At 59.8% G+C, this 26,456-nt stretch carries 25 protein-coding genes and 1 pseudogene; 19 read left to right on the top strand and 7 right to left on the bottom strand.

The features are described 5' to 3' along the window. Positions 1 to 1,396: 1,396 nt before the first annotated feature. The 12 genes and pseudogenes from AD669_RS28960 to AD669_RS02965 form a co-directional block, all read left to right on the top strand. Positions 1,397 to 1,903: pseudogene (locus AD669_RS28960) on the top strand (methyl-accepting chemotaxis protein); the annotation flags it as partial. Between the two features lie 248 nt (positions 1,904 to 2,151). After that, the gene (gene aroQ / locus AD669_RS03015) at positions 2,152 to 2,604 is read left to right on the top strand and encodes a type II 3-dehydroquinate dehydratase (RefSeq protein WP_008078187.1); all 453 of its coding nucleotides are present in this window, start codon (positions 2,152 to 2,154) and stop codon (positions 2,602 to 2,604) included. A 48-nt stretch (positions 2,605 to 2,652) separates the two neighbouring features. Next, the gene (accB, locus tag AD669_RS03010; protein WP_008078186.1) at positions 2,653 to 3,111 is read left to right on the top strand and encodes an acetyl-CoA carboxylase biotin carboxyl carrier protein; all 459 of its coding nucleotides are present in this window, start codon (positions 2,653 to 2,655) and stop codon (positions 3,109 to 3,111) included. Positions 3,112 to 3,128: 17 nt separating this feature from the next. Next, the gene (accC, locus tag AD669_RS03005; RefSeq protein ID WP_038360556.1) at positions 3,129 to 4,487 is read left to right on the top strand and encodes an acetyl-CoA carboxylase biotin carboxylase subunit; all 1,359 of its coding nucleotides are present in this window, start codon (positions 3,129 to 3,131) and stop codon (positions 4,485 to 4,487) included. 268 nt (positions 4,488 to 4,755) lie between these two features. Further along, positions 4,756 to 5,634 (top strand): 50S ribosomal protein L11 methyltransferase, encoded by an 879-nt coding sequence (gene prmA / locus AD669_RS03000; protein ID WP_053116905.1) that lies wholly within the window; start codon positions 4,756 to 4,758, stop codon positions 5,632 to 5,634. Positions 5,635 to 5,664: 30 nt separating this feature from the next. Continuing rightward, positions 5,665 to 6,951 carry a DUF3426 domain-containing protein gene (locus tag AD669_RS02995; protein WP_053116904.1) on the top strand — a complete coding sequence of 429 codons (1,287 nt, stop codon included), beginning with the start codon at positions 5,665 to 5,667 and terminating at the stop codon, positions 6,949 to 6,951. A gap of 185 nt (positions 6,952 to 7,136) precedes the next feature. Continuing rightward, entirely contained in the window at positions 7,137 to 8,147 is a 1,011-nt protein-coding gene (gene dusB / locus AD669_RS02990; RefSeq protein WP_053116903.1) for a tRNA dihydrouridine synthase DusB, read from the top strand. Then, positions 8,144 to 8,464 (top strand): DNA-binding transcriptional regulator Fis, encoded by a 321-nt coding sequence (fis, locus tag AD669_RS02985; RefSeq protein ID WP_003221275.1) that lies wholly within the window; start codon positions 8,144 to 8,146, stop codon positions 8,462 to 8,464. The genes dusB and fis overlap by 4 nt, the downstream gene beginning before the upstream one ends. Before the next feature lie 83 nt (positions 8,465 to 8,547). After that, on the top strand, positions 8,548 to 10,155 hold the full coding sequence (gene purH / locus AD669_RS02980; protein ID WP_053116902.1) for a bifunctional phosphoribosylaminoimidazolecarboxamide formyltransferase/IMP cyclohydrolase: 1,608 nt from the start codon (positions 8,548 to 8,550) through the stop codon (positions 10,153 to 10,155). A 149-nt stretch (positions 10,156 to 10,304) separates the two neighbouring features. Beyond that, complete coding sequence (gene purD / locus AD669_RS02975) at positions 10,305 to 11,600, top strand: phosphoribosylamine--glycine ligase (protein WP_053116901.1); 1,296 nt, start codon at positions 10,305 to 10,307, stop codon at positions 11,598 to 11,600. A gap of 99 nt (positions 11,601 to 11,699) precedes the next feature. After that, positions 11,700 to 14,477: a hybrid sensor histidine kinase/response regulator gene (locus AD669_RS02970; RefSeq protein WP_053116900.1), complete on the top strand. Its 2,778-nt coding sequence runs from the start codon at positions 11,700 to 11,702 to the stop codon at positions 14,475 to 14,477. A gap of 47 nt (positions 14,478 to 14,524) precedes the next feature. Next, positions 14,525 to 15,121 (top strand): MarC family protein, encoded by a 597-nt coding sequence (locus AD669_RS02965; protein ID WP_053116899.1) that lies wholly within the window; start codon positions 14,525 to 14,527, stop codon positions 15,119 to 15,121. A gap of 32 nt (positions 15,122 to 15,153) precedes the next feature. Here the strand turns inward: AD669_RS02965 and AD669_RS02960 are convergent, their stop codons facing one another. The 7 genes from AD669_RS02960 to cobG form a co-directional block, all read right to left on the bottom strand. Further along, a complete protein-coding gene (locus AD669_RS02960; protein WP_053116898.1) occupies positions 15,154 to 15,834 on the bottom strand; it encodes a hypothetical protein in 681 nt (226 codons plus the stop codon). Between the two features lie 51 nt (positions 15,835 to 15,885). Continuing rightward, on the bottom strand, positions 15,886 to 16,695 hold the full coding sequence (locus AD669_RS02955; RefSeq protein WP_053116897.1) for a hypothetical protein: 810 nt from the start codon (positions 16,693 to 16,695) through the stop codon (positions 15,886 to 15,888). A 117-nt stretch (positions 16,696 to 16,812) separates the two neighbouring features. Beyond that, a complete protein-coding gene (locus AD669_RS02950; protein ID WP_053116896.1) occupies positions 16,813 to 17,580 on the bottom strand; it encodes a hypothetical protein in 768 nt (255 codons plus the stop codon). A 179-nt stretch (positions 17,581 to 17,759) separates the two neighbouring features. Then, entirely contained in the window at positions 17,760 to 19,460 is a 1,701-nt protein-coding gene (gene cobJ / locus AD669_RS02945) for a precorrin-3B C(17)-methyltransferase (RefSeq protein ID WP_053116895.1), read from the bottom strand. Next, positions 19,460 to 20,194 carry a precorrin-2 C(20)-methyltransferase gene (locus AD669_RS02940; RefSeq protein WP_370872600.1) on the bottom strand — a complete coding sequence of 245 codons (735 nt, stop codon included), beginning with the start codon at positions 20,192 to 20,194 and terminating at the stop codon, positions 19,460 to 19,462. The genes cobJ and AD669_RS02940 overlap by 1 nt, the downstream gene beginning before the upstream one ends. Then, a complete protein-coding gene (locus AD669_RS02935) occupies positions 20,191 to 20,817 on the bottom strand; it encodes a precorrin-8X methylmutase (protein ID WP_053116894.1) in 627 nt (208 codons plus the stop codon). The genes AD669_RS02940 and AD669_RS02935 overlap by 4 nt, the downstream gene beginning before the upstream one ends. Further along, positions 20,810 to 22,108, bottom strand: coding sequence for a precorrin-3B synthase (gene cobG / locus AD669_RS02930; RefSeq protein WP_053116893.1), 1,299 nt, complete (start codon positions 22,106 to 22,108; stop codon positions 20,810 to 20,812). The genes AD669_RS02935 and cobG overlap by 8 nt, the downstream gene beginning before the upstream one ends. Before the next feature lie 132 nt (positions 22,109 to 22,240). Here cobG and AD669_RS02925 point away from each other — a divergent pair, with 132 nt between their 5' ends. The 7 genes from AD669_RS02925 (at position 22,241) to AD669_RS02895 (ending at position 26,424) form a co-directional block, all read left to right on the top strand. Beyond that, entirely contained in the window at positions 22,241 to 23,452 is a 1,212-nt protein-coding gene (locus tag AD669_RS02925) for a bifunctional cobalt-precorrin-7 (C(5))-methyltransferase/cobalt-precorrin-6B (C(15))-methyltransferase (protein WP_053116892.1), read from the top strand. Further along, positions 23,445 to 24,176 (top strand): cobalt-precorrin-6A reductase, encoded by a 732-nt coding sequence (locus AD669_RS02920; RefSeq protein ID WP_053116891.1) that lies wholly within the window; start codon positions 23,445 to 23,447, stop codon positions 24,174 to 24,176. Before AD669_RS02925 ends, AD669_RS02920 begins: the two co-directional genes overlap by 8 nt. Positions 24,177 to 24,333: 157 nt before the next feature. Beyond that, positions 24,334 to 24,636 (top strand): type II toxin-antitoxin system RelE/ParE family toxin, encoded by a 303-nt coding sequence (locus AD669_RS02915; RefSeq protein WP_053116890.1) that lies wholly within the window; start codon positions 24,334 to 24,336, stop codon positions 24,634 to 24,636. 3 nt (positions 24,637 to 24,639) lie between these two features. Further along, positions 24,640 to 24,930: an addiction module antidote protein gene (locus AD669_RS02910; RefSeq protein ID WP_053116889.1), complete on the top strand. Its 291-nt coding sequence runs from the start codon at positions 24,640 to 24,642 to the stop codon at positions 24,928 to 24,930. Between the two features lie 99 nt (positions 24,931 to 25,029). Beyond that, positions 25,030 to 25,428, top strand: coding sequence for a DUF2946 domain-containing protein (locus AD669_RS02905; RefSeq protein WP_053116888.1), 399 nt, complete (start codon positions 25,030 to 25,032; stop codon positions 25,426 to 25,428). 48 nt (positions 25,429 to 25,476) lie between these two features. Next, positions 25,477 to 25,956, top strand: coding sequence for a copper chaperone PCu(A)C (locus tag AD669_RS02900; RefSeq protein ID WP_053116887.1), 480 nt, complete (start codon positions 25,477 to 25,479; stop codon positions 25,954 to 25,956). Positions 25,957 to 25,977: 21 nt separating this feature from the next. Next, positions 25,978 to 26,424 carry a DUF2946 domain-containing protein gene (locus AD669_RS02895; RefSeq protein ID WP_053116886.1) on the top strand — a complete coding sequence of 149 codons (447 nt, stop codon included), beginning with the start codon at positions 25,978 to 25,980 and terminating at the stop codon, positions 26,422 to 26,424. Positions 26,425 to 26,456 lie beyond the last annotated feature (32 nt).

Genomic DNA, 26,456 nt, shown 5'->3' with positions numbered 1-26,456 from the left:
CGCCGTGTGTGTCGCACTCGGCGCCACGCTGTGGTGGTCGCAAAAAGCCCTCGAACGCCCGTATCTATTGATGGAGCGGTATCTGGGGTTGTCACAGCAATTTCAGAACGAGGTCGCCCGTAACGTTGAGGATTACCTCGCCAGCGGCGACGCCTTGCGCCTGAGCGCCGCCAGTCAGGCCATTGATGGCTTGCACAAAGAACTCGGCGAACTGCCGCCGGCGCTGGCCGATACCGTGCGCCCGAGCCTGGCGGAGCTGGATGAATTCAGCAAAACCGACTTGCTCGCCGCCGGCAAACTGGCCGGTGATCCGCAGGCGCTGCTGTTGCAGGCCGAACGCGAACTGAGCGCCAGCCTTGAACAACTCAGCACCTACGCCAACGGCAACTCGGGTTACCTGACGCCGCTGCTTGCCGCCTCACAACATCTCGGCAAATTGTCGCTGGCGCGGGACAAACTGGTCAGCAGCGGTCGCAGCGAATTGGCGGCGGACGTTGAGCGTGAAGTCAGCAACATCAGCACGCAGGCGCAAGCAATTGATGCCCTGCCCTTGCTCGGGGTTGTTGCGAAAAGTGAATCCGGCAGCGACGATTTCGCCGCGATGATGGGCATCGAGAACACTGAAAAAGCCGTCGCCGAAGATGCTGGCGTCGGCCTCAAACGCGAACTCAACAGCTTGCTCGGTCGTTATCCGGCAGAGCTGGCGCGCACTCGCGAGCAGATCCAGAAGCGCAGCGATCTCAGCACCGCCACCCACCAGAAAATCGCCGCCGTGCAGCAAGCCATCGCCGGACTCGAGCCGGTGGTGCGTGCGCAACACGGGCAGATTCAGGGTGAAGTGCGCCTGATGCAGGGCGTGATGATCGGCCTGATTCTGTTGATCGCGCTGCTGATCGACACCTTGCAGCGCCGACTCTCGCGCACCCTGACCAACCTCGCTCCAGCGCTGTCGACCTGGGCTGAAGGCGATTTCAGCCGCGACATTCATCTGGGCAAAACCAACCGCGAACTGCATGACATCGAGGCTTCGCTCAATCGCTTGCGCGCCTATCTGGTCGATCTGGTCGGGACGATTCGCGGCAATGCCGAGCAAGTCGCGGGCAGCAGCCGCACCCTCGCCGAGCTGAGCAACGATTTGCACAGCGGCGCCGAGCATCAGGCCGGCGACACCGCACTGATCCGCGATTCCCTCGGCGAACTGGAGGCGACCATTCAACAAGTGGCCGGTGACGCGCGACAGGCCGCCGATGCCAGCCGTCATGCCGGACTGGCCGTCGAACATGGCCAAACCGTGATTGGCCAGAGCCTGACCGGGCTGCACGCCTTGGTCGGTGAAGTGCAAGGCAATGCGCAGATGATCGAGCATCTGGCTGAGGAGTCAGCGACCATCGGTGGCGTGCTGACGGTGATTCGCTCGATTGCCGATCAGACCAATTTGCTCGCGCTGAACGCGGCGATTGAAGCGGCGCGGGCCGGGGAAATGGGTCGTGGTTTTGCAGTGGTCGCCGAGGAAGTGCGTTCGCTGGCGCAGCGGACAGCCGGGGCCACGGCGGAGATTCAGACGTTGATTGCCGGCCTGCAAACAGCGGCGCGACAATCGGTCGAAGGCATGCGCGCGCAGGTCGAACACGCCGAAGCCACGGCCAGTCAGGCGCAGGCGGCGGATGGCGCGCTGGATAAAATTGTCGGTGCGATCCAGACCATTTCCGACACGGCGGTGCGCATTGCCGACGTGACGGCGCAGCAGAGTGGCGCGGTCAGCGAGATTCGCGATCACAGTGAGCGAATTCATCAGTTGGGTGGGGATAACTTGCTGCGGATCGGTCGTGGGCGCGAACAAGGCGAGAACTTGCTGGTATTAGGCGGGCAATTGCATACAGCCGTGCAGGCCTTTCGCGTCTGACAAAGATCCCTGTAGGAGCTGCCGAAGGCTGCGATCTTTTGATATTCCACCTAAAAATCAAAAGATCGCAGCCTTCGGCAGCTCCTACAAGGATTGCCGCAAATGACCGGATCTAATCACTCGGTCACATATTTTGCGCAAACATCGCCCATCGTGCTGGCTATTGCATAGAACTGGACAGTCACAAAGTCTTTGCGGCATAGTCGCCGGGTTCTGAACATTGCTCACCCATAACAAGGACAACGCAGATGGCAACGCTACTGGTGCTGCACGGCCCCAACCTGAACCTGCTCGGCACCCGCGAACCCGGCACTTACGGTTCAACGACCCTGGCGCAGATCAATCAGGATCTGGAGCGCCGCGCCCGTGAAGCCGGCCACCATCTGCTGTATCTGCAAAGCAATGCCGAGTACGAATTGATCGACCGGATCCACGCCGCGCGCGGCGAAGGTGTGGATTTCATCCTGATCAATCCAGCAGCTTTTACGCATACAAGTGTCGCATTACGTGACGCGCTGCTGGGAGTGAGCATCCCATTCATCGAAGTGCATTTGTCCAACGTGCACAAACGCGAACCTTTCCGCCATCACTCTTACTTCTCCGACGTAGCGGTGGGAGTGATCTGCGGCCTTGGCGCCAGCGGTTACCGACTGGCCCTGGAGGCTGCACTAGAACAGCTTGAAACACCGGCAACGACTTGAAATACAAGCGTTAAGCGCCCCTGACCGACCCTTGGGAGTTGATGATTCATGGATATCCGTAAAGTTAAGAAATTGATCGAATTGCTGGAAGAGTCCGGCATCGACGAGCTCGAGATCAAGGAAGGCGAAGAGTCCGTACGCATCAGCCGTCACAGCAAAACCCCGGCTCAGCAGTATTACGCGCCGGCTCCGATGCAAGCACCGGCTGCCGCACCTGTTGCTGCTCCGGTAGCGGCTGCAGCACCGGTTGCCGCTGCTGCGCCAGCGCTGAACGGCACTGTTGCCCGTTCGCCGATGGTCGGCACGTTCTACCGTAAATCTTCGCCAGCCTCGCCAGCCTTCGTTGAAGTCGGCCAGACCGTGAAGAAAGGCGACACTCTGTGCATCGTCGAAGCCATGAAGATGATGAACCACATCGAAGCTGAAACCAGCGGTGTGATCGAGTCCATCCTCGTCGAAGACGGCCAGCCGGTTGAGTACGACCAACCGCTGTTCACCATCGTTTGAACTGCGGAGAGCCTTTGATGACTGCGAAGTTGGAAAAAGTTCTGATCGCGAACCGCGGTGAGATCGCCCTGCGGATTCTGCGTGCCTGCAAAGAGATGGGCATCAAGACCGTCGCCGTTTACTCCAAGGCCGACAAAGAGCTGATGCACCTGGGTCTGGCAGACGAATCCGTCTGCATCGGCCCGGCGTCTGCCGCTCAGTCCTACCTGCACATCCCGGCCATCATCGCTGCCGCTGAAGTGACTGGCGCTACCGCCATTCACCCAGGCTACGGTTTCCTCGCGGAAAACGCCGATTTTGCCGAGCAAGTCGAGAACTCCGGCTTCGCTTTCATTGGCCCGAAAGCCGAAACCATTCGCCTGATGGGCGACAAGGTATCGGCCAAGCACGCGATGATCGAAGCGGGCGTTCCTACCGTTCCAGGTTCCGACGGCCCTCTGCCGGAAGACGAAGAAACGGCGCTGCGCATTGGTCGTGAAGTCGGCTACCCGGTGATCATCAAAGCCGCTGGCGGCGGTGGTGGTCGCGGCATGCGCGTTGTGCACAAGGAAGAAGACCTGATCGCCTTCGCCAAACTGACCCGCACCGAAGCTGGCGCGGCGTTCGGCAACCCGATGGTGTATCTGGAAAAATTCCTCACCAACCCGCGCCACGTCGAAGTTCAGGTGCTGTCGGACGGCCAGGGTCATGCGATCCACCTGGGCGACCGCGATTGCTCGCTGCAACGTCGTCACCAGAAAGTTCTCGAAGAAGCGCCGGCACCGGGCATCGACGAGAAGGCTCGCGAAGAAGTACTGGCTCGCTGCGTCAAGGCGTGCATCGACATCGGCTACCGCGGCGCGGGCACTTTCGAGTTCCTGTACGAGAACGGTCGTTTCTACTTCATCGAAATGAACACCCGTGTTCAGGTGGAGCACCCGGTTTCGGAAATGGTCACCGGCATCGACATCGTCAAGGAGATGCTCAGCATCGCCGCTGGCAACAAGCTGTCGTTCACTCAGGATGATGTGGTAATCCGCGGTCACTCGCTGGAATGCCGGATCAACGCTGAAGACCCGAAAACCTTCATGCCGAGCCCGGGTACGGTCAAGCATTTCCACGCTCCAGGCGGCAACGGCGTTCGCGTCGATTCGCACCTGTACAGTGGCTATGCCGTTCCGCCGAACTACGACTCGCTGATCGGCAAGCTGATCACTTACGGCGCGACCCGCGACGAAGCCATGGCCCGCATGCGCAATGCCCTGGACGAAATCGTGGTTGACGGGATCAAGACCAACATCCCGCTGCACCGTGATCTGGTTCGTGACGAAGGCTTCTGCAAGGGCGGTGTGAACATTCACTACCTCGAGCACAAGCTGGCTGGCGAGAAGCACTAAGCTTCAGCCCGCACCAGACAAAGCCGCCTTCGGGCGGCTTTGTTGTTTCTGCAGATTGCATAAATCCCTGTAGGAGTGAGCCTGCTCGCGATGAGGCCGGCACATTCAGCATTTATGTTGACGGCAACATCGCCATCGCGAGCAGGCTCACTCCTACAAGGGATTGGCGCTACAAATCCAGCTCCCACAAACCGCCTGCGCTCGCGTAAACTTGCGCGCTTCTCGCCGGCCGCTAGGCTGCAATCAATATTTTTCAAAGGTGCCCGCCATGCCTTGGCTGCAAGTACGTCTCGCCATCAGCCCGGAACAAGCCGAAACCTACGAAGACGCTTTCCTTGAAGTGGGCGCCGTGTCGGTGACCTTCATGGACGCCGAAGATCAGCCGATCTTTGAACCGGAACTCAATACCACCCCGCTGTGGGCACACACGCATCTGTTGGCGCTGTTCGAGGGCGGCACGGAACCGGCACCGGTTCTGGCCCATCTCGAACTGCTGACCGGCAGCCCGCTGCCCGAGCATCACAGCGAAGTCATCGAAGATCAGGATTGGGAACGCAGCTGGATGGACGGTTTTGAGCCGATGCGTTTCGGTCAGCGTCTGTGGATTGTGCCGAGCTGGCACGCCGCGCCGGAGCCTGACGCGGTCAACCTGCTGCTCGATCCGGGCCTGGCTTTCGGCACCGGCACCCACCCGACCACCGCGCTGTGCCTGGAATGGCTCGACGGTCAGGATCTGAAAGACTGCAACGTGCTCGATTTTGGCTGCGGTTCGGGGATTCTGGCCATCGCCGCCCTGTTGCTCGGCGCGAAAGAAGCGGTCGGCACCGACATCGACGTGCAGGCGCTGGAAGCATCGCGCGACAACGCCGGGCGCAACAACATCGCTGATGAACTGTTCCCGCTGTACCTGCCGGAAGATCTGCCGCAGGTGCAAGCCGATGTGCTGGTCGCCAACATTCTCGCCGGCCCGCTGGTTTCGCTGGCGCCGCAACTGTCCAGCCTGGTGAAATCCGGTGGCCGTCTGGCGTTGTCGGGCATTCTTGCCGAGCAAGGTGATGAAGTCGCCGCCGCTTACGCGCAGGATTTCGACCTCGACCCGATCGCCAATCGCGATGGCTGGGTGCGCATCACCGGCCGTCGGCGCTAATATGACCGCCTGCACAATCCGGATCGCCGCATGACCGACAGCTTCGTCACCCAGTGCCCGCATTGCCAAACCAGTTTCCGTGTCAGCCATGCTCAATTGAGCGTGGCCCGCGGGGTGGTTCGCTGCGGCTCTTGTCTGCAAGTGTTCAACGCGGCCAAACAGCTGCTGGAACAACACGCCGGCAAGGACGCGGTGACGCCGGTCGCGCCATCGATTGTCGAGCCTGCGCCGATTGTCGAGGCCGCGCCCGTTATCGAGCCGCCGCCCATCATCGAGCCGCCCGCACCGCGCGCCATCAGCCAAAAACAGTGGAGCGCGTCGGAGCTTGATCTCGACAGCCTCGATCTGGACGAAGAACTCGCCCGCCTCGAACAACGGGAAATCCAGCCGACCACCGAATTCGGTCGTCAACGCGAAGATTCCCTGAGTGCTCGCCGCGACAGCCCTGAGCCGGATGAAACGGTCTGGCGCGACACTCTTTTCAGCGAACGCGCCGATGAGCACGCCGCCGAACACGAAGAGCACGAAGAACACGAGCCAGAAGTTGTCGACATCGAGCCGGTGAAATCCGCGCGCACCGAGCCTTCGCTGTCGCTGGAACCGGTGGATCTCGACGACGAGCCGGCCATCCCGCAATTGCGCCTGCACGACCCGATCGATCCGAACGCCCGTCGCGAACGTTTTTCCGCCAGCGACGACAGCGAAGACGACGACCTGCCAACGATCACCCCGTTGCGCAAAAAACGTGACCGCGCAGACCCCGGCGTGCGCGCCGAAGTCCTGCAGGATCTGACCGACGACCCGCTGCAACTCGACTGGCAGAAGCGCCGCTCGCCGTGGGGCCGGCGCATGCTTTGGCTGTTGTTGGTGCTGCTGGCGGCGGGCGGTCTCGGCGCTCAGTACGTTGCTTACCATTTCGACGAACTGGCGCGGCAGGATCAATACCGGCCATGGTTCCAGGAGATCTGCCCGCAGATCGGCTGCACCGTGCCGTCGAAAGTCGACATCGCCCGCATTAAAAGCAGCAATCTGGTGGTGCGCAGCCATCCGGAGTTCAGCGGTGCCTTGGTGGTCGACGCGATCATCTATAACCGCGCGACGTTCTCGCAGCCGTTTCCGCTGCTGGAACTGCGTTTCGCCGACCTCAACGGTCACTTGATTGCCAGTCGTCGGTTCAAACCCGGCGAATACCTGAGCGGCGATCTCGAAGGCTTGGCGGAAATGCCACCACAGACGCCGATCCACATTGCGCTGGATATTCTCGATCCAGGCCCGAAAGCGGTGAATTACAGCCTGAGTTTTCACTCGCCCGAGTGAATCGCTTCACCGTTTCTCGATTGACGGCAGTTTTCTGACTGAGCGGCGGGCAACCAAACCGCTGGCAATAACAGAATAACTGTTCAGATTTTGTTCAATTCAGCCTTTATCCAGTCATCGAGAGCGGGTATCATGCCAACCCTTTTTCGAACTCTCATGATCCGGCCCCACTTCAGGGAAGTCCTATGTCGGCGGTACGCATCGGCCCATACATATTGCAGAACGGCTTGATTCTCGCCCCGATGGCGGGCGTCACCGATCAGCCCTTTCGTCAGCTGTGCAAGCGTTTGGGCGCAGGGCTTGTAGTCTCGGAAATGGTCACCAGCGACATGAGCTTGTGGAACACCCGCAAGTCGCGCATGCGCATGATCCACGAAGGCGATCCCGAGCCACGCTCGGTACAGATTGCCGGTGGCGACGCGCAGATGCTGGCGGATGCAGCCCGGGCCAACGTAGAGCTGGGCGCACAGATTATTGATATCAATATGGGTTGCCCGGCAAAGAAGGTCTGCAACAAGGCCGCCGGTTCCGCGCTGTTGAAAGATGAAGCACTGGTGACCGAGATCCTGCAGGCCGTTGTGGCTGCGGTTGATGTGCCGGTCACCCTGAAGATCCGCACCGGTTGGGATCGCGACAACAAGAACGGTCTGACCGTGGCGAAGATCGCCGAGCAGGCCGGGATCACCGCGCTGGCAGTGCATGGCCGCACTCGCGCCGATCTGTACAAAGGTGAAGCCGAATACGACACGATTGCCGCGATCAAGCAGGCCGTGTCGATTCCGGTGTTTGCCAATGGCGACATTGATTCGCCGGAGAAGGCCCGTTACGTCCTCGACGCGACCGGAGCCGATGGCCTGTTGGTAGGCCGCGCCGCTCAAGGGCGGCCATGGATTTTTCGCGAGATCGATCATTACCTGCGCACGGGCGAGAAATTGCCGGCGCCGCAGTTGATCGAAGTGGAACACATACTGCTAGAGCATCTGGCCGCACTTCACGCTTTCTATGGGGATGTGATGGGCGTGCGCATTGCGCGCAAGCATGTGGGCTGGTATCTCGCAACCTTGCCGGGCGCCAAGGAGTTTCGCGCCCACTTCAATCGTTTGGATGGTACGGAAACACAATGCGCCAATGTTCGGGAGTTCTTCGCCGAGCATTACAAGAGCCTGACAGGGGACGAAGAAGGGGTGGCCGCATGACGATGATGACCGAGACTTTAGTGAGTGGAACAGCACCCGTGAGCGACAACGTGAATTTGAAACAGCACCTCAATACCCCGAGCGAAGAAGGTCAGACCCTTCGCGGGAGTGTCGAGAAGGCGCTGCACAATTATTTCGCCCACCTTGAGGGCGCGTCCGTCACGGATGTGTACAACCTGGTGCTCTCCGAAGTCGAGGCGCCCCTGCTCGAAAGCGTGATGAATTACGTCAAGGGCAACCAGACCAAGGCCAGCGAGCTGCTCGGTCTCAACCGAGGCACGCTGCGCAAGAAACTCAAGCAGTACGATCTGCTGTAAGCATTCAATCAAACCAGAAAGGCGCCCGCGTAAAAAACGGTCGCCTTTTTTGCTGACTTCCTTTGCTTTTGATGGAAATTGAGATGACCGACCAGACTACCCGCCTGCCGATCCGCCGCGCCTTGATCAGCGTTTCCGACAAGACCGGGATCCTCGAATTCGCCAAGGAGCTTGAAGCTCTGGGCGTCGAGATCCTCTCCACCGGCGGAACGTTCAAGCTGCTGCGCGACAACGGTGTTGCCGCAGTGGAAGTCGCGGATTACACCGGTTTCGCCGAGATGATGGACGGTCGGGTGAAAACCCTGCACCCGAAAATCCACGGCGGCATCCTCGGTCGTCGCGGTATCGATGACGCGATCATGAACGAGCACGGCATCAAGCCGATCGATCTGGTTGCCGTTAACCTCTACCCGTTCGAAGCCACCATCAACAAGCCAGGTTGCGACCTGCCGACCGCGATCGAAAACATCGATATCGGCGGCCCGACCATGGTGCGTTCGGCAGCGAAAAACCACAAAGACGTCGCGATCGTGGTGAATGCCAGCGATTACGCCAGCGTGCTGGAAGGCCTCAAGGCCGGCGGCCTGACCTACGCTCAGCGTTTCGATCTGATGCTCAAGGCCTTCGAACACACCGCTGCCTACGACGGCATGATCGCCAACTACATGGGCACCGTGAATCAGGCCGCTGAAACCCTGAGCACCGAAGGCCGCAGCGAATTCCCGCGCACCTTCAACAGCCAGTTCATCAAGGCCCAGGAAATGCGCTACGGCGAGAACCCGCACCAGAGCGCGGCGTTCTACGTTGAAGCCAAACCTGCTGAAGTCGGCATCGCCACCGCGACCCAACTGCAAGGCAAAGAACTCTCGTACAACAACGTGGCCGACACCGACGCCGCGCTGGAATGCGTGAAGAGCTTCGTCAAACCCGCCTGCGTCATCGTCAAGCACGCCAACCCGTGCGGCGTGGCCGTCAGCCCGGACGCTGAAGGCGGCATCCGTCAGGCCTACGAACTGGCATACGCCACCGACACCGAGTCGGCGTTCGGCGGCATCATCGCCTTCAACCGTGAACTGGATGCCGAGACCGCCAAGGCGATCGTCGAGCGTCAGTTCGTTGAAGTGATCATCGCCCCAAGCGTCAGCGAAGAAGCCCGCGCGATTGTTGCGGCGAAAGCCAACGTGCGCCTGCTGGCCTGCGGCGAGTGGTCGGCTGACCGCGCTGCAGCGTGGGACTACAAGCGCGTCAACGGCGGCCTGCTGGTACAGAGCCGCGACATCGGCATGATCAGCGCTGATGACCTGAAAGTCGTGACCAAACGTGCGCCGACCGAACAGGAAATCCATGACCTGATCTTCGCCTGGAAAGTTGCCAAATACGTTAAATCCAACGCCATCGTCTACGCCAAGAACCGTCAGACCATCGGTGTCGGCGCGGGCCAGATGAGCCGCGTAAACTCGGCGCGTATCGCTGCGATCAAGGCTGAGCACGCCGGTCTGCAAGTCGCCGGTTCGGTGATGGCCTCGGACGCGTTCTTCCCGTTCCGCGACGGTCTGGATAACGCGGCCAAGGTCGGTATCACTGCGGTGATCCAGCCGGGCGGCTCGATGCGTGACGCTGAAGTGATTGCCGCCGCTGACGAAGCCGGCATCGCCATGGTGTTCACCGGCATGCGCCACTTCCGTCACTGATTATTGCTTGATCGTACCCACGCTCTGCGTGGGCACGCAGCCCGGGACGCTCCGCGTCCCTTGGACGCAGAGCGTCCGTAGAGGCATTCCCACGCAGAGCGTGGGAACGATCAGCCCCCACAGAATTAGCGTCATCCGAGGTTTTTGAAATGAATGTTTTGATCATTGGCAGCGGTGGCCGTGAACACGCTCTGGCCTGGAAAGTGGCTCAGGATCCGCGCGTGCAGAAGGTTTTTGTTGCACCGGGCAACGCTGGCACCGCCATTGAAGCCAAGTGCGAGAACGTCGCCATCGACGTGCTGGCCCTTGAGCAACTGGCCGACTTCGCCGAGAAAAACGTTTCCCTGACCATCGTCGGCCCGGAAGTGCCGCTGGTGGCTGGCGTCGTTGACCTGTTCCGCGCCCGTGGTCTGGATTGCTTCGGCCCGACTGCCGGCGCTGCACAGCTGGAAGGCTCGAAAGCCTTCACCAAAGACTTCCTCGCCCGTCACAAGATCCCGACGGCCGACTACCAGAATTTCACCGAGATCGAGCCGGCCCTGGCTTATCTGCGTGAAAAAGGCGCACCGATCGTGATCAAGGCCGATGGCCTGGCCGCCGGTAAAGGCGTGATCGTCGCGATGACCCTGGCCGAAGCCGAAGACGCCGTGCGCGACATGCTCGCTGGCAACGCTTTCGGTGACGCCGGTTCGCGCGTGGTGATCGAAGAGTTCCTCGACGGCGAAGAAGCGTCGTTCATCGTCATGGTCGACGGCAAAAACGTGCTGCCGATGGCCACCAGCCAGGATCACAAACGTGTGGGCGACGGCGACAGCGGCCCGAACACGGGCGGCATGGGTGCTTACTCCCCTGCCCCGGTGGTCACCGCCGACGTGCACAAGCGCGTGATGGATCTGGTGATCTGGCCGACCGTGCGCGGCATGGCTGAGGAAGGCAACGTCTACACCGGTTTCCTCTATGCCGGTCTGATGATCGACAAGGCCGGTAACCCGAAAGTCATCGAGTTCAACTGCCGTTTCGGCGACCCGGAAACCCAACCGGTGATGCTGCGTCTGCAATCGAGCCTGGTGCTGTTGGTCGAAGCCGCTCTGGCGCAAGCGCTGGACAAGGTTGAAGCACAGTGGGATCCACGCCCGAGCGTCGGCATCGTGCTGGCCGCTGGCGGCTACCCGGGCGACTACGCCAAGGGCGCGGCGATCAACGGTCTCGACGCAGCCGCCAAGCTGGAAGGCAAAGTCTTCCACGCCGGTACTGCGCTGAAGGATGGTCAGGTTGTCACAGCCGGTGGTCGCGTACTCTGCGCCACCGCAATGGGCGCAAGCGTCGGTGAAGCGCAGCAGCAAGCGTACAAGCTGGCAGCAGCCATCGACTGGGAAGGCAGCTTCTACCGCAAGGACATTGGCTACCGCGCCATTGCCCGTGAACGTGGCGAAACCCAGGAATAAGCTGTTCATCAAGTCCGGCGAGGGATACCGTTCCTCGCCGGGCTGTTCCGCCGCGGCGCATCGTTATATTCTGGCATCAACCTACGAAGGGATTTCGCCGTGCGCTGGCTCAGGATTGCCATAAGCTTCACCGTCACGATGTTGACCTTGCTCTGCATGCTTCCGGCCCAGGCCGCACAAGGCAGTGGCTGGTCGGTATTGCTCGACGATCAGGGCAATCTGCAACTGAGCGACATCCGCTCCGCTCGCTACACCAATCAATTCAGCCCCATCGACCTTGAGCGCCTCACCGCGTCCGAGCCCGATGGCGCACTGTGGCTGCGCTTCAGACTGGCGCCGGGCAAGCACGAACAAGTGCTGCGCATCTTTGCCCCCGACCTCTCGCAGCTCAATCTGTACGTGCTCGACGGCGACCAGTTGATCGAGCAACGCAACACCGGCACCGAGCAACCGCAGGCCGAACGACCGTTGCCCAGCAGCGACTTCATGCTCGCCCTGCCGCAAAGCGACAAACCCCTCGACGTTTATTTGCGGATGGTCTCCGACCATCAATTGCGTCCGCACATCACCCTGCAATCGGCCGTGATGAGCGCGGCCAATCAAAACCATTCGCTGATTTTCGGTTTGCTGTTCGGCTGCCTCGCCATGCTCCTGCTGCATAACGTGGTGCGTTACAGCTATTCGCGTTCACGCAGCAGCTTGTGGCTGGCGGTTTGCGAAGGTCTGCTAGGCCTGAGCCTGTTGCTCCTGCTCAATCTGCTCGGGCCCTGGCTGCCGAACTGGCACGCGATCCAGACACCGGGCGCTTATCTGGCGCTGCTGCTGACCGCCCCCGCCGGTTTGATGTTTGCTTATCGCTTCTTCGGCCCCCTCGGCCCGCACCCGCTGAACAAGCTGTTGATGGCCGACATCCTGTTCATTGTCATCTGCAGCCTGCTGCTGTTGTTCGTCAATACACTGCCGCTGAACATCATCACCTACGCATTGGTGGCACTCGCCGGTCTGAGCATGTTGTTCGTCGGCGTTTATCACTGGCAAAAAGGTTATCGCCCGGCGCGCCTGTTCGTGGCGGCCATGGTGGTGTTCAACATCGGCACGCTGATTATTTTGCCGGCGCTGCTGGGGCTGACACTGGTGTCGCCGCAAGGCTTGATCATGACGCTGATGGCGTTCATCTGCGTCAGCGGTCTGTTGATGAGCATCGCCCTCGGCGAGCGTCAGCGCAGCATCACCGAAAGCCGTTTCAGCGTCAGCCGCGACCTCGCCGCGAGCAACGCCGAGATCAACGCCAAAGCCGAATTCCTCGCCAAGATCAGCCATGAAATACGCACGCCGATGAACGGCGTGCTGGGCATGACTGAACTGCTGCTCGGCACGCCGCTGTCGGTCAAGCAACGTGACTACGTGCAGACCATCCACAGCGCCGGCAACGAACTGCTGACGTTGATCAACGAGATTCTCGACATCTCCAAACTCGAGTCCGGACAGATCGAACTGGACGATGTGCAGTTCGATCTCAATGCGTTGATCGACGATTGCCTGAGCATCTACCGCGCAAAAGCCGAACAGCAGAACGTCGAACTGATCAGCTTCATCCAGCCGCAAGTGCCGCGCGTGATCAGCGGCGATCCGACCCGCCTGCGCCAGACCTTGCTCAGCCTGCTGGAAAACGCCCTGAAGAAAACCGAAGAAGGCGAAGTGCTGATCGTCGTCGCCCTCGACGAGCGCAGCACCAAACCGCGTCTGCGCATCGCCGTGCAGGACAGCGGCGCGCCGATGGAGCAGGAAGAACGCGATGCGCTGATGCACGCCGAACTGCACAGCAAACACTTCCTCTCGGCGAATCGTCTGGGCGGCAATCTCGGGCTGGTCATCGCGCGACAACTGATTCGTTTGATGCAGGGTGAATTCGGCATCAAGAGCGGCGCCACGCAGGGCAGCACGTTGTGGCTGACTTTGCCGCTGGATCCGGATCGTCTCGAACACCCGACCTCCGATCTCGACAGTCCACTGCAAGGCGCGCGCGTACTGGTGGTCGACGACAACGACACCTGCCGCAAAGTGCTGGTGCAGCAATGCAGCGCCTGGGGCTTGAATGTCAGCGCCGTGCCGTCGGGCAAGGAAGCGCTGGCCCTGCTGCGCACCAAAGCGCACCTGCGCGATTATTTCGATGTGGTGTTGCTCGATCAGAACATGCCCGGCATGACCGGCATGCAGCTCGCGGCGAAGATCAAGGAAGACCCGAGCCTCAACCATGACATTCTGCTGATCATGCTCACCGGCATCAGCAACGCGCCGAGCAAGATCATTGCGCGCAACTCGGGGATCAAACGCATTCTGGCCAAACCGGTGGCCGGCTACACCCTCAAGACCACGCTGGCGGACGAACTCAACCAGCGCAACAAAGGTCAGGTGGTGTTCCAGCCGCAAGTGGTCACCGCGGCCACGGCGGCGAAAGTGCCGAGCGATTTCCGCATCCTCGTCGCCGAAGACAACACGATTTCGACCAAAGTGATTCGCGGCATGCTCGGCAAACTCAACCTGCAACCGGACACCGCCAGCAACGGCGAAGAAGCCCTGCAGGCGATGAAAGCGCAGCGGTACGATCTGGTGCTGATGGACTGCGAAATGCCGATTCTCGATGGCTTCTCGGCGACGCAACAATTGCGCGCCTGGGAAGTCAGCAACCAGCGCATCCGCACGCCGATCGTCGCGCTGACCGCGCACATTCTTGCCGAACACAAAGAGCGCGCGCGTCAGGCCGGCATGGACGGACACATGTCCAAACCGGTGGAATTGTCGCAGTTGCGCGAGTTGATCGAGCATTGGGTGGCTGAGCGTGATCAGCAGAATCGCGCGACAACCCAACCGTCGTAACGCCTGTTAGACTCCCCCACGACTACCCTCGCCAGTGAGCCAGCACCATGCTCCACGTGTTGTTCAGCGTTTACCTGAAGATGCTGGTGCTTTACAGCCCGTTCTTCGTGTTGTCGTGCTTCATTACCCTGACCCGTGGCTACTCGCGCAAGGAACAACGGCGCCTGGCCTGGAAAGTCGCCGCCGCCACGCTGATTTCCAGCGTCTTGCTGTACCTGTTCGGGCGAGTGATTTTCGATGTCTTCGGCATTACCGTGGATGCGTTCCGCATCGGCGCCGGCAGCGTGCTGTTTATCTCGGCACTGGGCATGGCGCAGGGTAAATCGGCGGTGCAGGCAGACAATGTCCAACAGGACGTGACCATCGTGCCGCTGACCATCCCGATCACCGTCGGCCCCGGCACCATCGGTGCCTTGCTGGTGATGGGCGTTAGCCAGCCGCACTGGGACGATAAGCTCATGGCGATCATGAGTATCACACTGGCCAGTTTTACCGTTGGCGTGGTGTTGTACCTGTCGAACCGGATCGAACGGATTCTCGGTGACCAGGGTTTGCAGATAGTCAGCCGCTTGATGGGGCTGTTCGTTTGCGCACTGGCCGCGCAGATCATCTTTACAGGGGTGAAAGGCTATCTGGTGTCGTAGAGGTTTAGCATCGACAGAGCATTACTGCCTGCTCAAAAAAGCCTTTCGACCTCTTCTGAATAACGCCCTTCAAGCGCCTTGAACACGGACTGCCTTTTTAACTCGGCGTAATCCTCGTCCAGTTGCGCAGAGAAGTATTCCATCTCTACGCCGCCAATGATGTTGCTCAGCATAAAATGCTGCGTGAAAAAGTTTGCCTGCACAGGTTCTTGAGTCGCAAAGTTGATCGTCACCATCTTCACTGTTGCCGTGTTATCCACCACACCGGCATGCACTCTCACACGGTGAACGGTCTCACCATTGAGCGTATCTTCTGCCACCTCTACAGCATGGCGCCCCAGCAACTTCATTCCTTTACTCTCGCGCTGCAGATCCGATAATTGCTGCAGCAGCACCTCCAGGTATCCATGCTCGTCCGGCAACAACAAGGGAGCCAACCCTTCGCGGATGATGGTTTCAAGCTTGACGGTTTTGCTTGGCGAGGAGGAGGAAAAAGTGATTCTGACACGCCCCGCTACATTGTAATGAAGGTACCTCATGGCCTCTGCATAGCGGATATTCCAGGCACTGAAGTCCTTGAACTCCGGGTATTTCTTATTTGAAGTCAATTGCAGATAGAGCGTGGACAACAGGATGTCCTCGCGCATCTGCTCGGGCACCGACGCCTCGAAAACCAAGGGACTCCCCGCACTGACATAACCCAAACCATTCATTCCGTTCACTCCAAAAAAAAACCAGGCGCAGTGCGCCCGGTTTTTAAAGATTCAGATGCCGAATTCCAATTCCGCTGCGGCATCCAGCGCTTCATAGAACGCGTCTGCTGCCGCCTCTTTTTTAGGTGTGTAATCGTCTTCGTAGATCGTGAAAGCGGCTTTCGATTGATAGATCGTGCCGGACGATTGCGTTTTATCGAAGAAGACAATCTTGGTGTTGCCGGACGAAGCGAAGTAGGAAACGCCGCCCAGAGCTAAATAAACATCGCCTTCTTCATCCTGAGCGATGGAACCTACACCGAAGTTGGCGCCATCGCCTTTCTTGCCATTGCTTTCATATAGCGCCAACGCCTCTTTATTACCCTTCAGGCCAGCAAGGGCCGCCTCGGCACCTGCTTTAAGGGCAACGCCCACACCACCGGTAACGCCACCGATAACCGCCTGGACGATATCCAGAACGAGATTGGACATGGTCAGCCCGCTCGACGTCTCCTCATAGTTGATGTGTGCCTTGCTGAACGACGTCCAGCCCATTGCCTTCATGCCCTTGAGCATGTGTTCCCAGCGTTGAACACGATCCTTGTCATCTGGAAAGGCGATCTGAGCGGTCACGTCGGCGAACAAGTAAGTGCGCTTCACAATGTTGCGATTCCGACGCTTCATGCCTGGGGGAAAAACCAGCATGGTCGAATTGAGAATCGCGGCGTTCAATTTTTCGATATCAATTGGCAGATCAGCCAGGTGGCTGACACGACGGCCCTTGGCAATCTGAGCGAGCACCGGCAACGTTTTCTCCAGCGCCGTATCAATGAAGGCCTGGGATTCAACTTCGGTCATGTCAGCAGTCACAATATTGTTCATACTCTAATTTCCTTATTATTTATCAAATGAGCCACTCCGGCTCGAGCACAAAGTTAAACATCCAACCTGTTATTTACAACCTTGAAAAAACCACAATACATTACGGAAAATAAATCATCACAACCTGAGTTCTATTTCTTCCATATCGCTACTTTCAATTAACGCTTCAACCTTTTCTCTGGTTTGCGCGTAGGCTTCTCGATCCAAATAAAAACTGATGTAGTTGTGACGCAACACCGCCGCTTCAGTCTCCCACTTGAAGAAAAGAAATCCATCGATCCGACGCTGCGCACTCAAGCGCGCGTGGTTCAATACCAGCGTCAGTTTTCCTTTTTCATCGCGGCCCGATGGCATGATCTGAAACAAACTTCCGTGCTGACTCGCTCTGGCGTAATAGGAAAGATTCGATGAATTGCCTTTCAATGCTGAAAAAGCGGCCTGACAATGGCCTGACATCAAATCTCCCCCCAACTCCTTTACCGTGGTCATTATTTTCTGCGAAGCGTCAGTGGAAAACTCACGATAAACCCGCTCACCCGGGTTCCTATCGGTGTACCACCCCACATGATTCAGCGCCCGAGAGTAAAGTTGCAGCCATCCGGCAAGATCAGTTGACTCATTTTTAAATTCATCACTCAACAGCTCAGCAAACCGCACACTGTTTTTTATTTCTTTTTTTTCCGCCCGACTCAGACCCTCCATACAACTCAAAAGCGTGTTATTGATCAATATCGCATCCTGTCCTTCTTTTTCCGAGGCCCTCGCAGCACCTGCACTTGATAGGCTCCTGAATCTGGCAGGTTTGCCTCTTAGTGTTAACTCAGCTTTTTCCACAAAATCGATACGTTGTTCAAGCGTGGGAACCACGCCGCTATTAAATTCCATTTATCCAACATCCTTTAATCAGTTTAAAGCAGCACACCGGGACAGCGGCCTAGTTACAATAAACCACGCCCACACACAGCCTACACAAGCCATGTTTAACTTGATGTTTTCTTAAGGCATAAAAAAGACCCGCAAACATGACTGTTGACGGGCCTTTAAAGTTACTGTTTCGCGGAGGTTCAGGGGACGGGCTTCTCGCCATACCAGCGCGGCGTGTAAACCCAATCCCCCCCAGTTGCGCGAGGAAAGGTGCACGTGGTGGACGAACCGATCAGCACCATTGTGCGCATGTCCACCTGATCCGGTGTCAGCGCGCCCAATGTGGTGGTGCGCAGTGTCTGTCCAGGCCGGCCAACATCCCGCCCCAACACCACTGGCGTTTCTGACGTGCGATGTTGTGCGACGATTTCCAGCGCTCGCCCCAACTGCCATGGCCGCGCCTTGGAAATAGGGTTGTAGAACGCCAGCGCCAGATCCGCTTCCGCCGCCAGATCCAACCGCTTCTCGATGATCGACCACGGCTTGAGGTTGTCCGACAGCGACATCACGCAGAAGTCGTGCCCCAGCGGCGCACCGGCCTGTGCGGCGGTGGCCAGCGAAGCGGAAACGCCGGGAAGAATTTCCAGATCGACGCTGTGCCAGTCGGGATCATCCGACTCGTGCAGCGCTTCGAGCACCGCCGCCGCCATGGCGAACACGCCCGGATCGCCCGAAGAAACGACGATCACCGAACGACCTTTAGCTGCCAGCCGGAAAGCATGACGCGCGCGCTGCATTTCTTCGCGGTTGTCGGTGCAATGCTGCACTTGATCGTCGCGGAACGGGCCGGCCATGCGCACATAGGTTTCGTAGCCGAGCACATCGGTACAACGCGCCAGTTCGGCTTTGACGGCGGGAACCATCAGTTCGGCAGCGCCGGGGCCAAGACCGATGACGGCGAGACGACCGCGTGGGCGGCCGACATGAGCAACGTCCAGCGGCTGCTCGGCAATCGCGATGGCGAGGTTGTTTGCGGTCACGATGCTCGCTGAAGGTACGGCATTAAGTGCCAATGCTTCGAGATCAGTTTGCGCAGCGACAAACCGCAGCGGCACGCCCAGTTCAAGCGCTGCATCACGCAAGTTCGCCGAAGCCATGTCACTGTCAGCGGCAACCAGACACGCCAGCGATTGCAACGCGACTTTCGCCTGCTGCAGCGCTTTGCGAACGGCGCTCGGCAGATCGACAACGTCGGCAGTGACCGCCACCGCCACACTGCGCGGATAAATCAGTAATTCGTTGGCGCTGACTTCACGCTCAGCACTGCTGACATGAATCGAACGCTGCGCCTGCGGGTCTTCCTGCAGTTGCGCGTGATCCAGCCACGGCGCCTCGCCTTCAATACGCACGCTGTGCCCGGCTAGCAGGTCGGAGACAAAACGCTTGCCCAGTTCCAGATCGGCGAGCGCATAACCGCTGGGTGGATTGAGCAGGCAAGTGCCAAAGCGCAACTCGCCGCTGGTGGTGATCGCCGCCGTCACTTGCAGCCCGGCAGCGATTTCCCGCGCCATGACATTCACCCCGCCGAGGCCGCCGAGCAGCGGCACCACCGCGCTGCCATCTTCAGCCACTGCGAGCACGGCAGGTTCGGCGCCCTTCTCCAGCAACAGCGGCGCCAGTGTGCGGATGACAATGCCCGCCGCACACAGGGCAATGATCGGCGTGTTGTGCTGATACAGATCGCGCAAGGTCGCGCCGAATTCCTCATAGCTGCAGTCGGCGCCGTCAACGCGACCGGCGAGGCCGTGGATCTGCGCCGCCGGATAGACCTGCTGAATGCGACGGGCCGTGGCCAGGCTGGCCTGACCGAGAATGACGATGGCGGGTGTGGAGTGAGTCATCAGCCCTGCCACCGTTCGCCCGGCACGATGATCAGCGAGAAGTACGGCGAGGACATCGGCTCGACCTGATCCATCGGCACGATCTTCTGATTGGCCATGGTCGCGCGCTCAACGTACAACGCACGCTCGGCCAGACCGAGTTCTTCCAGTACCTGACGCACTTTCGGGAAGTTGCGCCCAAGCTTCATGATCACGGCGGCATCAGCATCGGCCAGACGTCGCTTCAATTCTTCATGGGGCAACACGCCGGAGAGCACCGACAGGCTTTGATTGCGATACACCAACGGCGCGCCCAGCACCGAAGCGCCACCGAGCATCGAGCAAACGCCCGGCACCACTTGCGCTTCATAGCGCGTGGCGAGGCGATCGTGCAGGTACATATAGGAGCCGTAGAAGAACGGATCACCCTCGCAAATCACTGCGACATCGCGACCGGCATCCAGATGCGCAGCGACGGTTTCGGCGGCTTCATCGTAGAAATCGCTGATGACTTGTTCGTAAGAAAGCGGCGCCGGCAATGCTTCGGTAGTCACCGGATACACCAGCGGCAGCAGGTTTTGCGCTTCTTGCAGGTGCGCTTCGATGATGCCGAACGCGTTGCCCTTTTTGCCCTTGGCGACGAAGTACGCCACCACTGGCGATTCGCGCAGCAAGCGCAGCGCCTTGACGGTAATCAGTTCCGGATCACCGGGGCCGACGCCCAGGCCAATCAAACGTCCTTTAGCCTGCATCATTCAATCTCCGTGGCGAGGGCATTGACGGCGGCGGCGGCCATGGCGCTGCCACCGAGGCGGCCTTGCATGATCACGAACGGCACGCCACGGCTGTCGGCGGCCAGTGCCGCTTTCGATTCGGCAGCGCCAACGAAGCCGACCGGGAAGCCCAGAATCAGCGCCGGTTTTGGTGCGCCGGCATCGAGCATTTCCAGCAGATAGAACAGCGCAGTCGGCGCGTTGCCGATCACCACAACACTGCCTTCAAGGTGCGGACGCCACAGTTCCAGCGCAGCGGCGGAACGAGTGTTGCCCAGCTCGCGCGCCAGCTCCGGCACGCTGTCGTCGCGCAAGGTGCAGATCACTTCGTTGTTGGCCGGCAGGCGCGCGCGGGTCACGCCTTCGGAGACCATCCGCGCATCACACAGAATCGGCGCACCGGCGGCCAGCGCCTCGCGCCCGGCCTTGCCCGCGCCTTCGGAAAACTGCAGACCGTCGATGGCCTCGACCATGCCGCAGGCGTGAATCACCCGCACCGCGAGTTTTTCCAGATCGGCCGGGATTCGCGCGAGGTTGGCTTCGCTGCGAATGATCGCGAAGGAGTTGCGATAGATCTCCTGACCGTCGCGAATGTAATCAAGCATCAAGGGGGCTCCGGGAGCGGGCGTCGAGCAGGGTCGCGGCCGCTTCAATAGTAAGATTGCGTGCGTGCAACGCGCCGAAACCCGGCAGCGTTGCATCGCGAAAATAGAGGTCGTAATGACCGGGGCTGACCGCCAGCAACGTCACCGGCGCACGGTGCGCGGCGGCGCAGGAACGCGAGCAACCGGACAGGTGCACGCTGAGCGCCGAGGGCAGCAGCGTCGCCAGATGGCGGGCGTCCTGTTTGGTGTCGGCGAGGCCTTTGCCGCAGCCGTTGGAACCGGTGCAGGCAATCAGGCGCGACAGCAGTTCGCTCGGGTCGGTCAGCAGGTTGAGTTGCTTGAGGCCTTGCAGCACCTCGGCGGCGTCAGTGATTTTGACATCGGGCAGCAACAGGCTTTGCCACGGGGTGAAACGCAGGTGGCCGTTGCCGAACTGGCGAGCCAATTGTGCGACACCGCGCAGCATCGTCGGATCGAGACGACCGAGCGCTGGTACGGCGCCGATGTACACCAAATCCGAGGTATTTTGCGGATGAACGCCGATGTGCAGATTGTCCGCTGCCGGCGGGCGCTGCCAATCGCTGACAGCTTGCAGGGTGACCCGCTGAGCGAGTTTTTCAAGAAACAGCTCAGGCGTCATTTCGCTGAGCAAATGGCGCATCCGCGTTTGCTCAGGGCGCGCCAGTTCAAGGAACAATTCGAGCACCGCGACCACCAGCGCATGGCCGTTGTCCAGTGCCACCGCACCAAGCGCACAATCCGTCGGGCAACCGGCCAGACCGAATGCCAGCAATGTCTCGCCGTCCCTTTTGAAGGCCGACAACCACAGGTCATGCGGGTGTTCGAGCATCGCCAAGGCTTCAGCGCCGTCCAGTTGCACGGCGAACTTGGCGCTCAACTCATGAAAGCGCGGATGGTTTTGCAGGGTATCGAGGATCTGTTCGGCGAGCGGACGAGTGTCGAATTGCATCTGCTGGTCGATCCCGGCAGTCGGGCTGAGCATCAGGTTGCGCACGTCGTCGCCGGCGGCGGATCGCGGGCCGAGGCCGGCAGCCAACAGGCTGTCGATCAATGCAGAGGACTGCGCGCCGATCCCGCGAATCTGCAGATTGGCGCGGTTGGTCGCCTCGATGGCGCCGCTGGCGAACTGTTGTGCCGCATCCGCCACCGCATCCGCCTGTTCGGCGCTGATCGAGCCACCGTTGAGTTTGATCCGACAGATCCCTCCGTCCAGCGCCTGGACGATACGCAGCAACCCCGGACAAGCCGAGGGGCGTATGGCAGTGGACATCGGGCGTTCGTTCAAGGGGCAGACCGGCTACGTGGGAAAGGCGCTTCGCGGGCGAAGGCGCGGTATTATGCCTGCTTTGTCCGGCGGCATGAAAAGACTGCCCGTCGGAACGGCATGTTTAGAGGAATATAGATGTCACCCTGGCTGACCGTAGTGGGAATCGGTGAAGACGGCTTCAAAGGCTTGGGCAAAAATGCCCGGCGCGCCTTGATGAACGCCTCGCGGATTATCGGTGGCCAGCGTCAGCTGGATTTGCTGCCGGTGTGCATTCGCGGCGAACGCCAGTTGTGGCCGAGCCCGTTTTCTCTCGCGCCGGTGCTTGAGCAGCGCGGCGAAGCGGTCTGTGTGCTGGCCAGTGGTGATCCGATGTTCTACGGCGTTGGCGCCAGCCTGGCGCGGCAGGTACCGAGCGATGAGATGCTGATTCTGTCCGCACCGTCGTCCTGCTCACTGGCGGCGGCAAGGCTGGGCTGGCCGTTGCAGGAAGTGAGCATCGTGTCGTTGGTGGCGCGGCCACTGGCAGCGCTCAATGCGCAGTTGTTCAGCGGCGTGCGGTTGCTGCTGTTGAGCAATGACGGACGGAGCCCGGCGGCAGTTGCGCAATTGCTGCGTGAACGCGGCTTTGGTTCGAGTCGCATGAGCGTGTTCGAACACTTGGGTGGCGATGCCGAGCAACGGATCGACGCCAGCGCCCACGACTGGAACCTTGCCTCGACTGCCGACCTCAACGTAATCGCCATCGAATGCCTCGCCGACGCCAACACGCCACGCTTGTCGCGCCTTGCCGGCCTGCCGGACTCGGCGTTCAAACATGACGGCCAACTGACCAAACGCGACGTGCGCGCCATCACCCTCGCCCGCCTCGCCCCGACGCCCGGTGAATTGCTTTGGGACGTCGGCGCCGGCAGCGGCTCGATCGGCATCGAATGGATGCGCGCACATCCGAGCTGTCGCGCGCTGGCCATCGAAGCCGATGACGGTCGTCAGCAATTGATCGAGCTCAACCGAGATGCGTTGGGCGTGCCCGGTTTGCAGTTGATTCGCGGCAAGGCTCCCCAAGCGCTGCAAGGTCTGGAGCGCCCGGATGCGATTTTCATCGGCGGCGGCGTCACCCGTGAGGGCGTGCTTGAAACGTGCTGGGAACGGCTCAAACCCGGCGGGCGTCTAGTGGCCAACGCCGTGACCCTGCAAAGTGAAGTCACCCTGATGAGCTGGCGCGAACGTTTCGGCGGTGAGCTGACGCGCATTCATGTCGCGCAGGCGCAGCCGCTGGGCGAGTTTGATACGTGGCGACAAGCGTTGCCGATCACGCTGCTTGATCTGGTCAAACCCCTCGATGCGTAAACGAATCCTGTTGCTCGGCGGCGTCACCGAAGCCCTCGCGATCGCCCGTACGCTGGGGCCGGAGCACATTTACAGCCTCGCCGGTGTCGGTCGTGTGCCGACCGATCTGATCTGTCAGGTGCGCGTCGGCGGTTATGGTGGTGCCGAAGGTCTGGCGCAATTTATTCGCGCCGAAGGCATCGACCTGCTGCTCGACGCCACGCACCCCTACGCCGCACAAATCAGCCAAAACGCCACCACCGCTGCGCATCTGACCGGCATCCCCTGCTGGGCCCTGCGCCGCCCGGCGTGGCAGCCGCAAGCGGGCGATGACTGGCGCGAAGTCAGCGACTGGGCGGAGCTGATCAATGCCCTCAAACCATTCCGTCGTCCGCTGTTTACCCTTGGCCGAGAACCATTGCAGCATCTCGACGAAATCCCCGCCGAGCAATTCTGGACACTGCGCGCCCTCGACGTTTATCCCGGTAACGAACGCTGCGAAGTCATCGGCGCGCGCGGGCCGTTCCTGATCGACGAAGAACGCGCCTTGTTCGAACGCCGGCAGATCGATGTGCTGATCAGCAAAAACAGCGGCAGCACCGCCACCGAGCCGAAATTGGAAGTGGCACGCGAGCGTGGAGTGCCGGTGCTGGTGTTGAAGCGGCCGGTGTTGCCGGGGGCTGATAGGGAGTTTGGGTCGGCGTCTGAAGTCCTCGCGGCCCTGACGACGCAAGACTTTTCCTAACTTTCAATTTTTCTGCGAATTTGCCTGCAATTTTTGAGGACGCAGCCGACTGTTCTTCACTACACCTTCCCCCAATACTTCGGTTCCTTTAATCCCGACAAGCAGACAGCCAAGAAAAGCGGCTTGCCAGCTTGTATCCCAAGGAATACGATTCAGAATGATCGTCGTTGAACGAACCCGCCTGTTTTCCGAATGGCTCGACTCCTTGAAAGACATCATCGGTAAAGGCCGAATCATCTCCAGACTCAAGGCAGCTGAACATGGCAACTTTGGCGACTGCGGGTTTGTGGGTGATACCGTTTATGAAATGCGCGTTCATTACGGCCCTGGTTACAGGATGTACTTCACACGTAAAGGCGAAGTGGTTTATCTGCTGTTGATCGGGGGCGACAAATCGACACAAAAGAGAGATATCAAACGCGCCGTGCAGATGGCGCATAACATCGGAAATGAGGAGTGAATCATGACCGAAGAATTCGCCCGTTTTGACGCTGCCGAATACCTCAAAACTCCCGAGGACATGGCGGCATATCTAGACGCCTGTTTTGACGACGATGAAGGCGATGGCGTTCTGATCCGTGCAGCGCTCAATGACATCGCCCGCGCTCAAGGCATGACGCAAGTGGCACGGGATGCAGGTTTGGGTCGCGAAAGTCTCTATAAAGCGCTGAGTAGCACTGGCAACCCTGAATTCGCAACTATCATGAAAGTCATGAAGGCGCTCGGTATGAGGCTGCATGCCGTAGCGTCTTGAAAAACGCTGCGACACCAAACCGCACGACGCTTTTTTACTTATCGGCCCTGATCAGGCTAAATAGCCCGCGCCTGATCGCCCACCCAATGGATCTCTCCCATGAACCGACAACGGCTAGCATTTGCCTGGATCGCCTGCTTTGCAGTGCTGTTCAACATGCTCGCCATGCCGATGACGGGGGCGATGGCGCAGGCAGCCAATTCACCGGCCGATCAGTTGCTGTGGAGCAGTTTCTGCACCGGCAGCGGGACGAAGATGGTGGCGATCAACATCGGCGCTACCGATCAAAAAGCGCCGGCCAACGACACGCATTCCAACATGCAGCATTGCTGGTGTTGCTCGGGTTCTGCGCCATTGGTGGCGTTGCCGGGCCATTCGCCGCAGCTGTATTTCGCCCGCTATGAAAGCAATCACAGCGTCGCGCCGCTCTCACTGCAAACCCCTACTCCGCGCCAGCAATGGCCGAGCCTCAATCCCCGCGCCTCTCCTCTGGTTTGATTTGTTCTCGCAATTGACCTGCGTTTCAAATCGTTCTGGAGAACTGCCATGTTGAACAAACTCATCGTCATCGCTGCGCTGTTGCTGCCCGCGTGCTTCGCCAATGCCCACGAATACAAGGCTGGCGAGATTGAAATCGCCCACCCGTGGTCGCAGGAGTTGCCACCGAATGCGCCGACCGTAGCGGCGTATTTCGTGATTCACAACGGCGGCAAAACGGCTGACCGCTTGCTCAGCGTCGACTCGCCGATCGCCCCCCAAGCGCAGTTGCATGAGCATGTGATGCAGGGCGATCTGATGAAGATGCAGCAGGTGCCTAGCGTGGAAATCCCTGCTGGCGGCAACGTGATATTTGCGCCGATGGCCTATCACGTGATGCTGCTCAACCCGACTGATCGCAGCCTGCTCACGGACGGCAAGCAATTCCCGCTGACGCTGCATTTCGAGAAGGCCGGCGACGTCACCGTCGAAGTTTCGGTGCAGAAGAAGCCCCCGGAAACCACGCAGGCTCACGCGCACGCTCAGTAAGCCTTCCGGCAGATTCCGCCCATGCGCCCGCTGAGCGCCAGGCCCTCCGCGCCACGCCGTCAGACTGAACACCTGACTCGCGGCAGCTGGATCGCCCTGTTCGCCATGTTGATGATTTTCATCGGCCCACTGATTTCTCAGTCGATGCCGATGGATCAACACGCCTCGACCTCCATGCCAATGAGCATGGACATGTCGATGGACATGCCGGGGATGGATCACTCCGGACATGACGCGAAACCCAGCGCCGAACACTGCCCGCCACAATCCTCGCACCATGTGCTGTGGGAAAAATGCGGCTATTGCAGCCTGCTGTTCAATTGCCCGGCACTGACCGGCGGCGGCGATTTCGTCGCCTTCAACATCCCGCCACTCAACACTTTCACTCCGCCCTCCCCGCGCCTGGGCCACGCCCGGCAAACCTTCTTCCCCGGCGCCCGCAGCCGCGCACCACCCATCGCAGCGTAAACACGCACCTTTGATTGCACATGGTTGAGAAG

Source organism: Pseudomonas sp. P1.31, from assembly GCF_001269815.1.
Lineage (GTDB): Bacteria > Pseudomonadota > Gammaproteobacteria > Pseudomonadales > Pseudomonadaceae > Aquipseudomonas > Aquipseudomonas rustica.
Note: the sequence above shows the minus strand (reverse complement) of the source record. Positions and strands in the feature narration are given on the sequence as shown.

What these genes read in the sequence shown, in the direction of transcription:
- cobG (WP_053116893.1), bottom strand. Translation starts at nt 22,108, where the DNA reads ATGTCCACTGCCATACGCCCCTCGGCTTGTCCGGGGTTGCTGCGTATC.
- AD669_RS02965 (WP_053116899.1), top strand. Translation starts at nt 14,525, where the DNA reads ATGCTCCACGTGTTGTTCAGCGTTTACCTGAAGATGCTGGTGCTTTAC.
- AD669_RS02950 (WP_053116896.1), bottom strand. Translation starts at nt 17,580, where the DNA reads ATGGAATTTAATAGCGGCGTGGTTCCCACGCTTGAACAACGTATCGAT.
- AD669_RS02940 (WP_370872600.1), bottom strand. Translation starts at nt 20,194, where the DNA reads ATGATGCAGGCTAAAGGACGTTTGATTGGCCTGGGCGTCGGCCCCGGT.
- AD669_RS02960 (WP_053116898.1), bottom strand. Translation starts at nt 15,834, where the DNA reads ATGAATGGTTTGGGTTATGTCAGTGCGGGGAGTCCCTTGGTTTTCGAG.
- aroQ (WP_008078187.1), top strand. Translation starts at nt 2,152, where the DNA reads ATGGCAACGCTACTGGTGCTGCACGGCCCCAACCTGAACCTGCTCGGC.
- AD669_RS02935 (WP_053116894.1), bottom strand. Translation starts at nt 20,817, where the DNA reads ATGCTTGATTACATTCGCGACGGTCAGGAGATCTATCGCAACTCCTTC.
- purD (WP_053116901.1), top strand. Translation starts at nt 10,305, where the DNA reads ATGAATGTTTTGATCATTGGCAGCGGTGGCCGTGAACACGCTCTGGCC.
- dusB (WP_053116903.1), top strand. Translation starts at nt 7,137, where the DNA reads ATGTCGGCGGTACGCATCGGCCCATACATATTGCAGAACGGCTTGATT.
- AD669_RS02900 (WP_053116887.1), top strand. Translation starts at nt 25,477, where the DNA reads ATGTTGAACAAACTCATCGTCATCGCTGCGCTGTTGCTGCCCGCGTGC.
- AD669_RS02955 (WP_053116897.1), bottom strand. Translation starts at nt 16,695, where the DNA reads ATGAACAATATTGTGACTGCTGACATGACCGAAGTTGAATCCCAGGCC.
- prmA (WP_053116905.1), top strand. Translation starts at nt 4,756, where the DNA reads ATGCCTTGGCTGCAAGTACGTCTCGCCATCAGCCCGGAACAAGCCGAA.
- accC (WP_038360556.1), top strand. Translation starts at nt 3,129, where the DNA reads ATGACTGCGAAGTTGGAAAAAGTTCTGATCGCGAACCGCGGTGAGATC.
- AD669_RS02920 (WP_053116891.1), top strand. Translation starts at nt 23,445, where the DNA reads ATGCGTAAACGAATCCTGTTGCTCGGCGGCGTCACCGAAGCCCTCGCG.
- AD669_RS02925 (WP_053116892.1), top strand. Translation starts at nt 22,241, where the DNA reads ATGTCACCCTGGCTGACCGTAGTGGGAATCGGTGAAGACGGCTTCAAA.
- AD669_RS02910 (WP_053116889.1), top strand. Translation starts at nt 24,640, where the DNA reads ATGACCGAAGAATTCGCCCGTTTTGACGCTGCCGAATACCTCAAAACT.
- AD669_RS02995 (WP_053116904.1), top strand. Translation starts at nt 5,665, where the DNA reads ATGACCGACAGCTTCGTCACCCAGTGCCCGCATTGCCAAACCAGTTTC.
- AD669_RS02895 (WP_053116886.1), top strand. Translation starts at nt 25,978, where the DNA reads ATGCGCCCGCTGAGCGCCAGGCCCTCCGCGCCACGCCGTCAGACTGAA.
- purH (WP_053116902.1), top strand. Translation starts at nt 8,548, where the DNA reads ATGACCGACCAGACTACCCGCCTGCCGATCCGCCGCGCCTTGATCAGC.
- AD669_RS02915 (WP_053116890.1), top strand. Translation starts at nt 24,334, where the DNA reads ATGATCGTCGTTGAACGAACCCGCCTGTTTTCCGAATGGCTCGACTCC.
- accB (WP_008078186.1), top strand. Translation starts at nt 2,653, where the DNA reads ATGGATATCCGTAAAGTTAAGAAATTGATCGAATTGCTGGAAGAGTCC.
- AD669_RS02905 (WP_053116888.1), top strand. Translation starts at nt 25,030, where the DNA reads ATGAACCGACAACGGCTAGCATTTGCCTGGATCGCCTGCTTTGCAGTG.
- cobJ (WP_053116895.1), bottom strand. Translation starts at nt 19,460, where the DNA reads ATGACTCACTCCACACCCGCCATCGTCATTCTCGGTCAGGCCAGCCTG.
- fis (WP_003221275.1), top strand. Translation starts at nt 8,144, where the DNA reads ATGACGATGATGACCGAGACTTTAGTGAGTGGAACAGCACCCGTGAGC.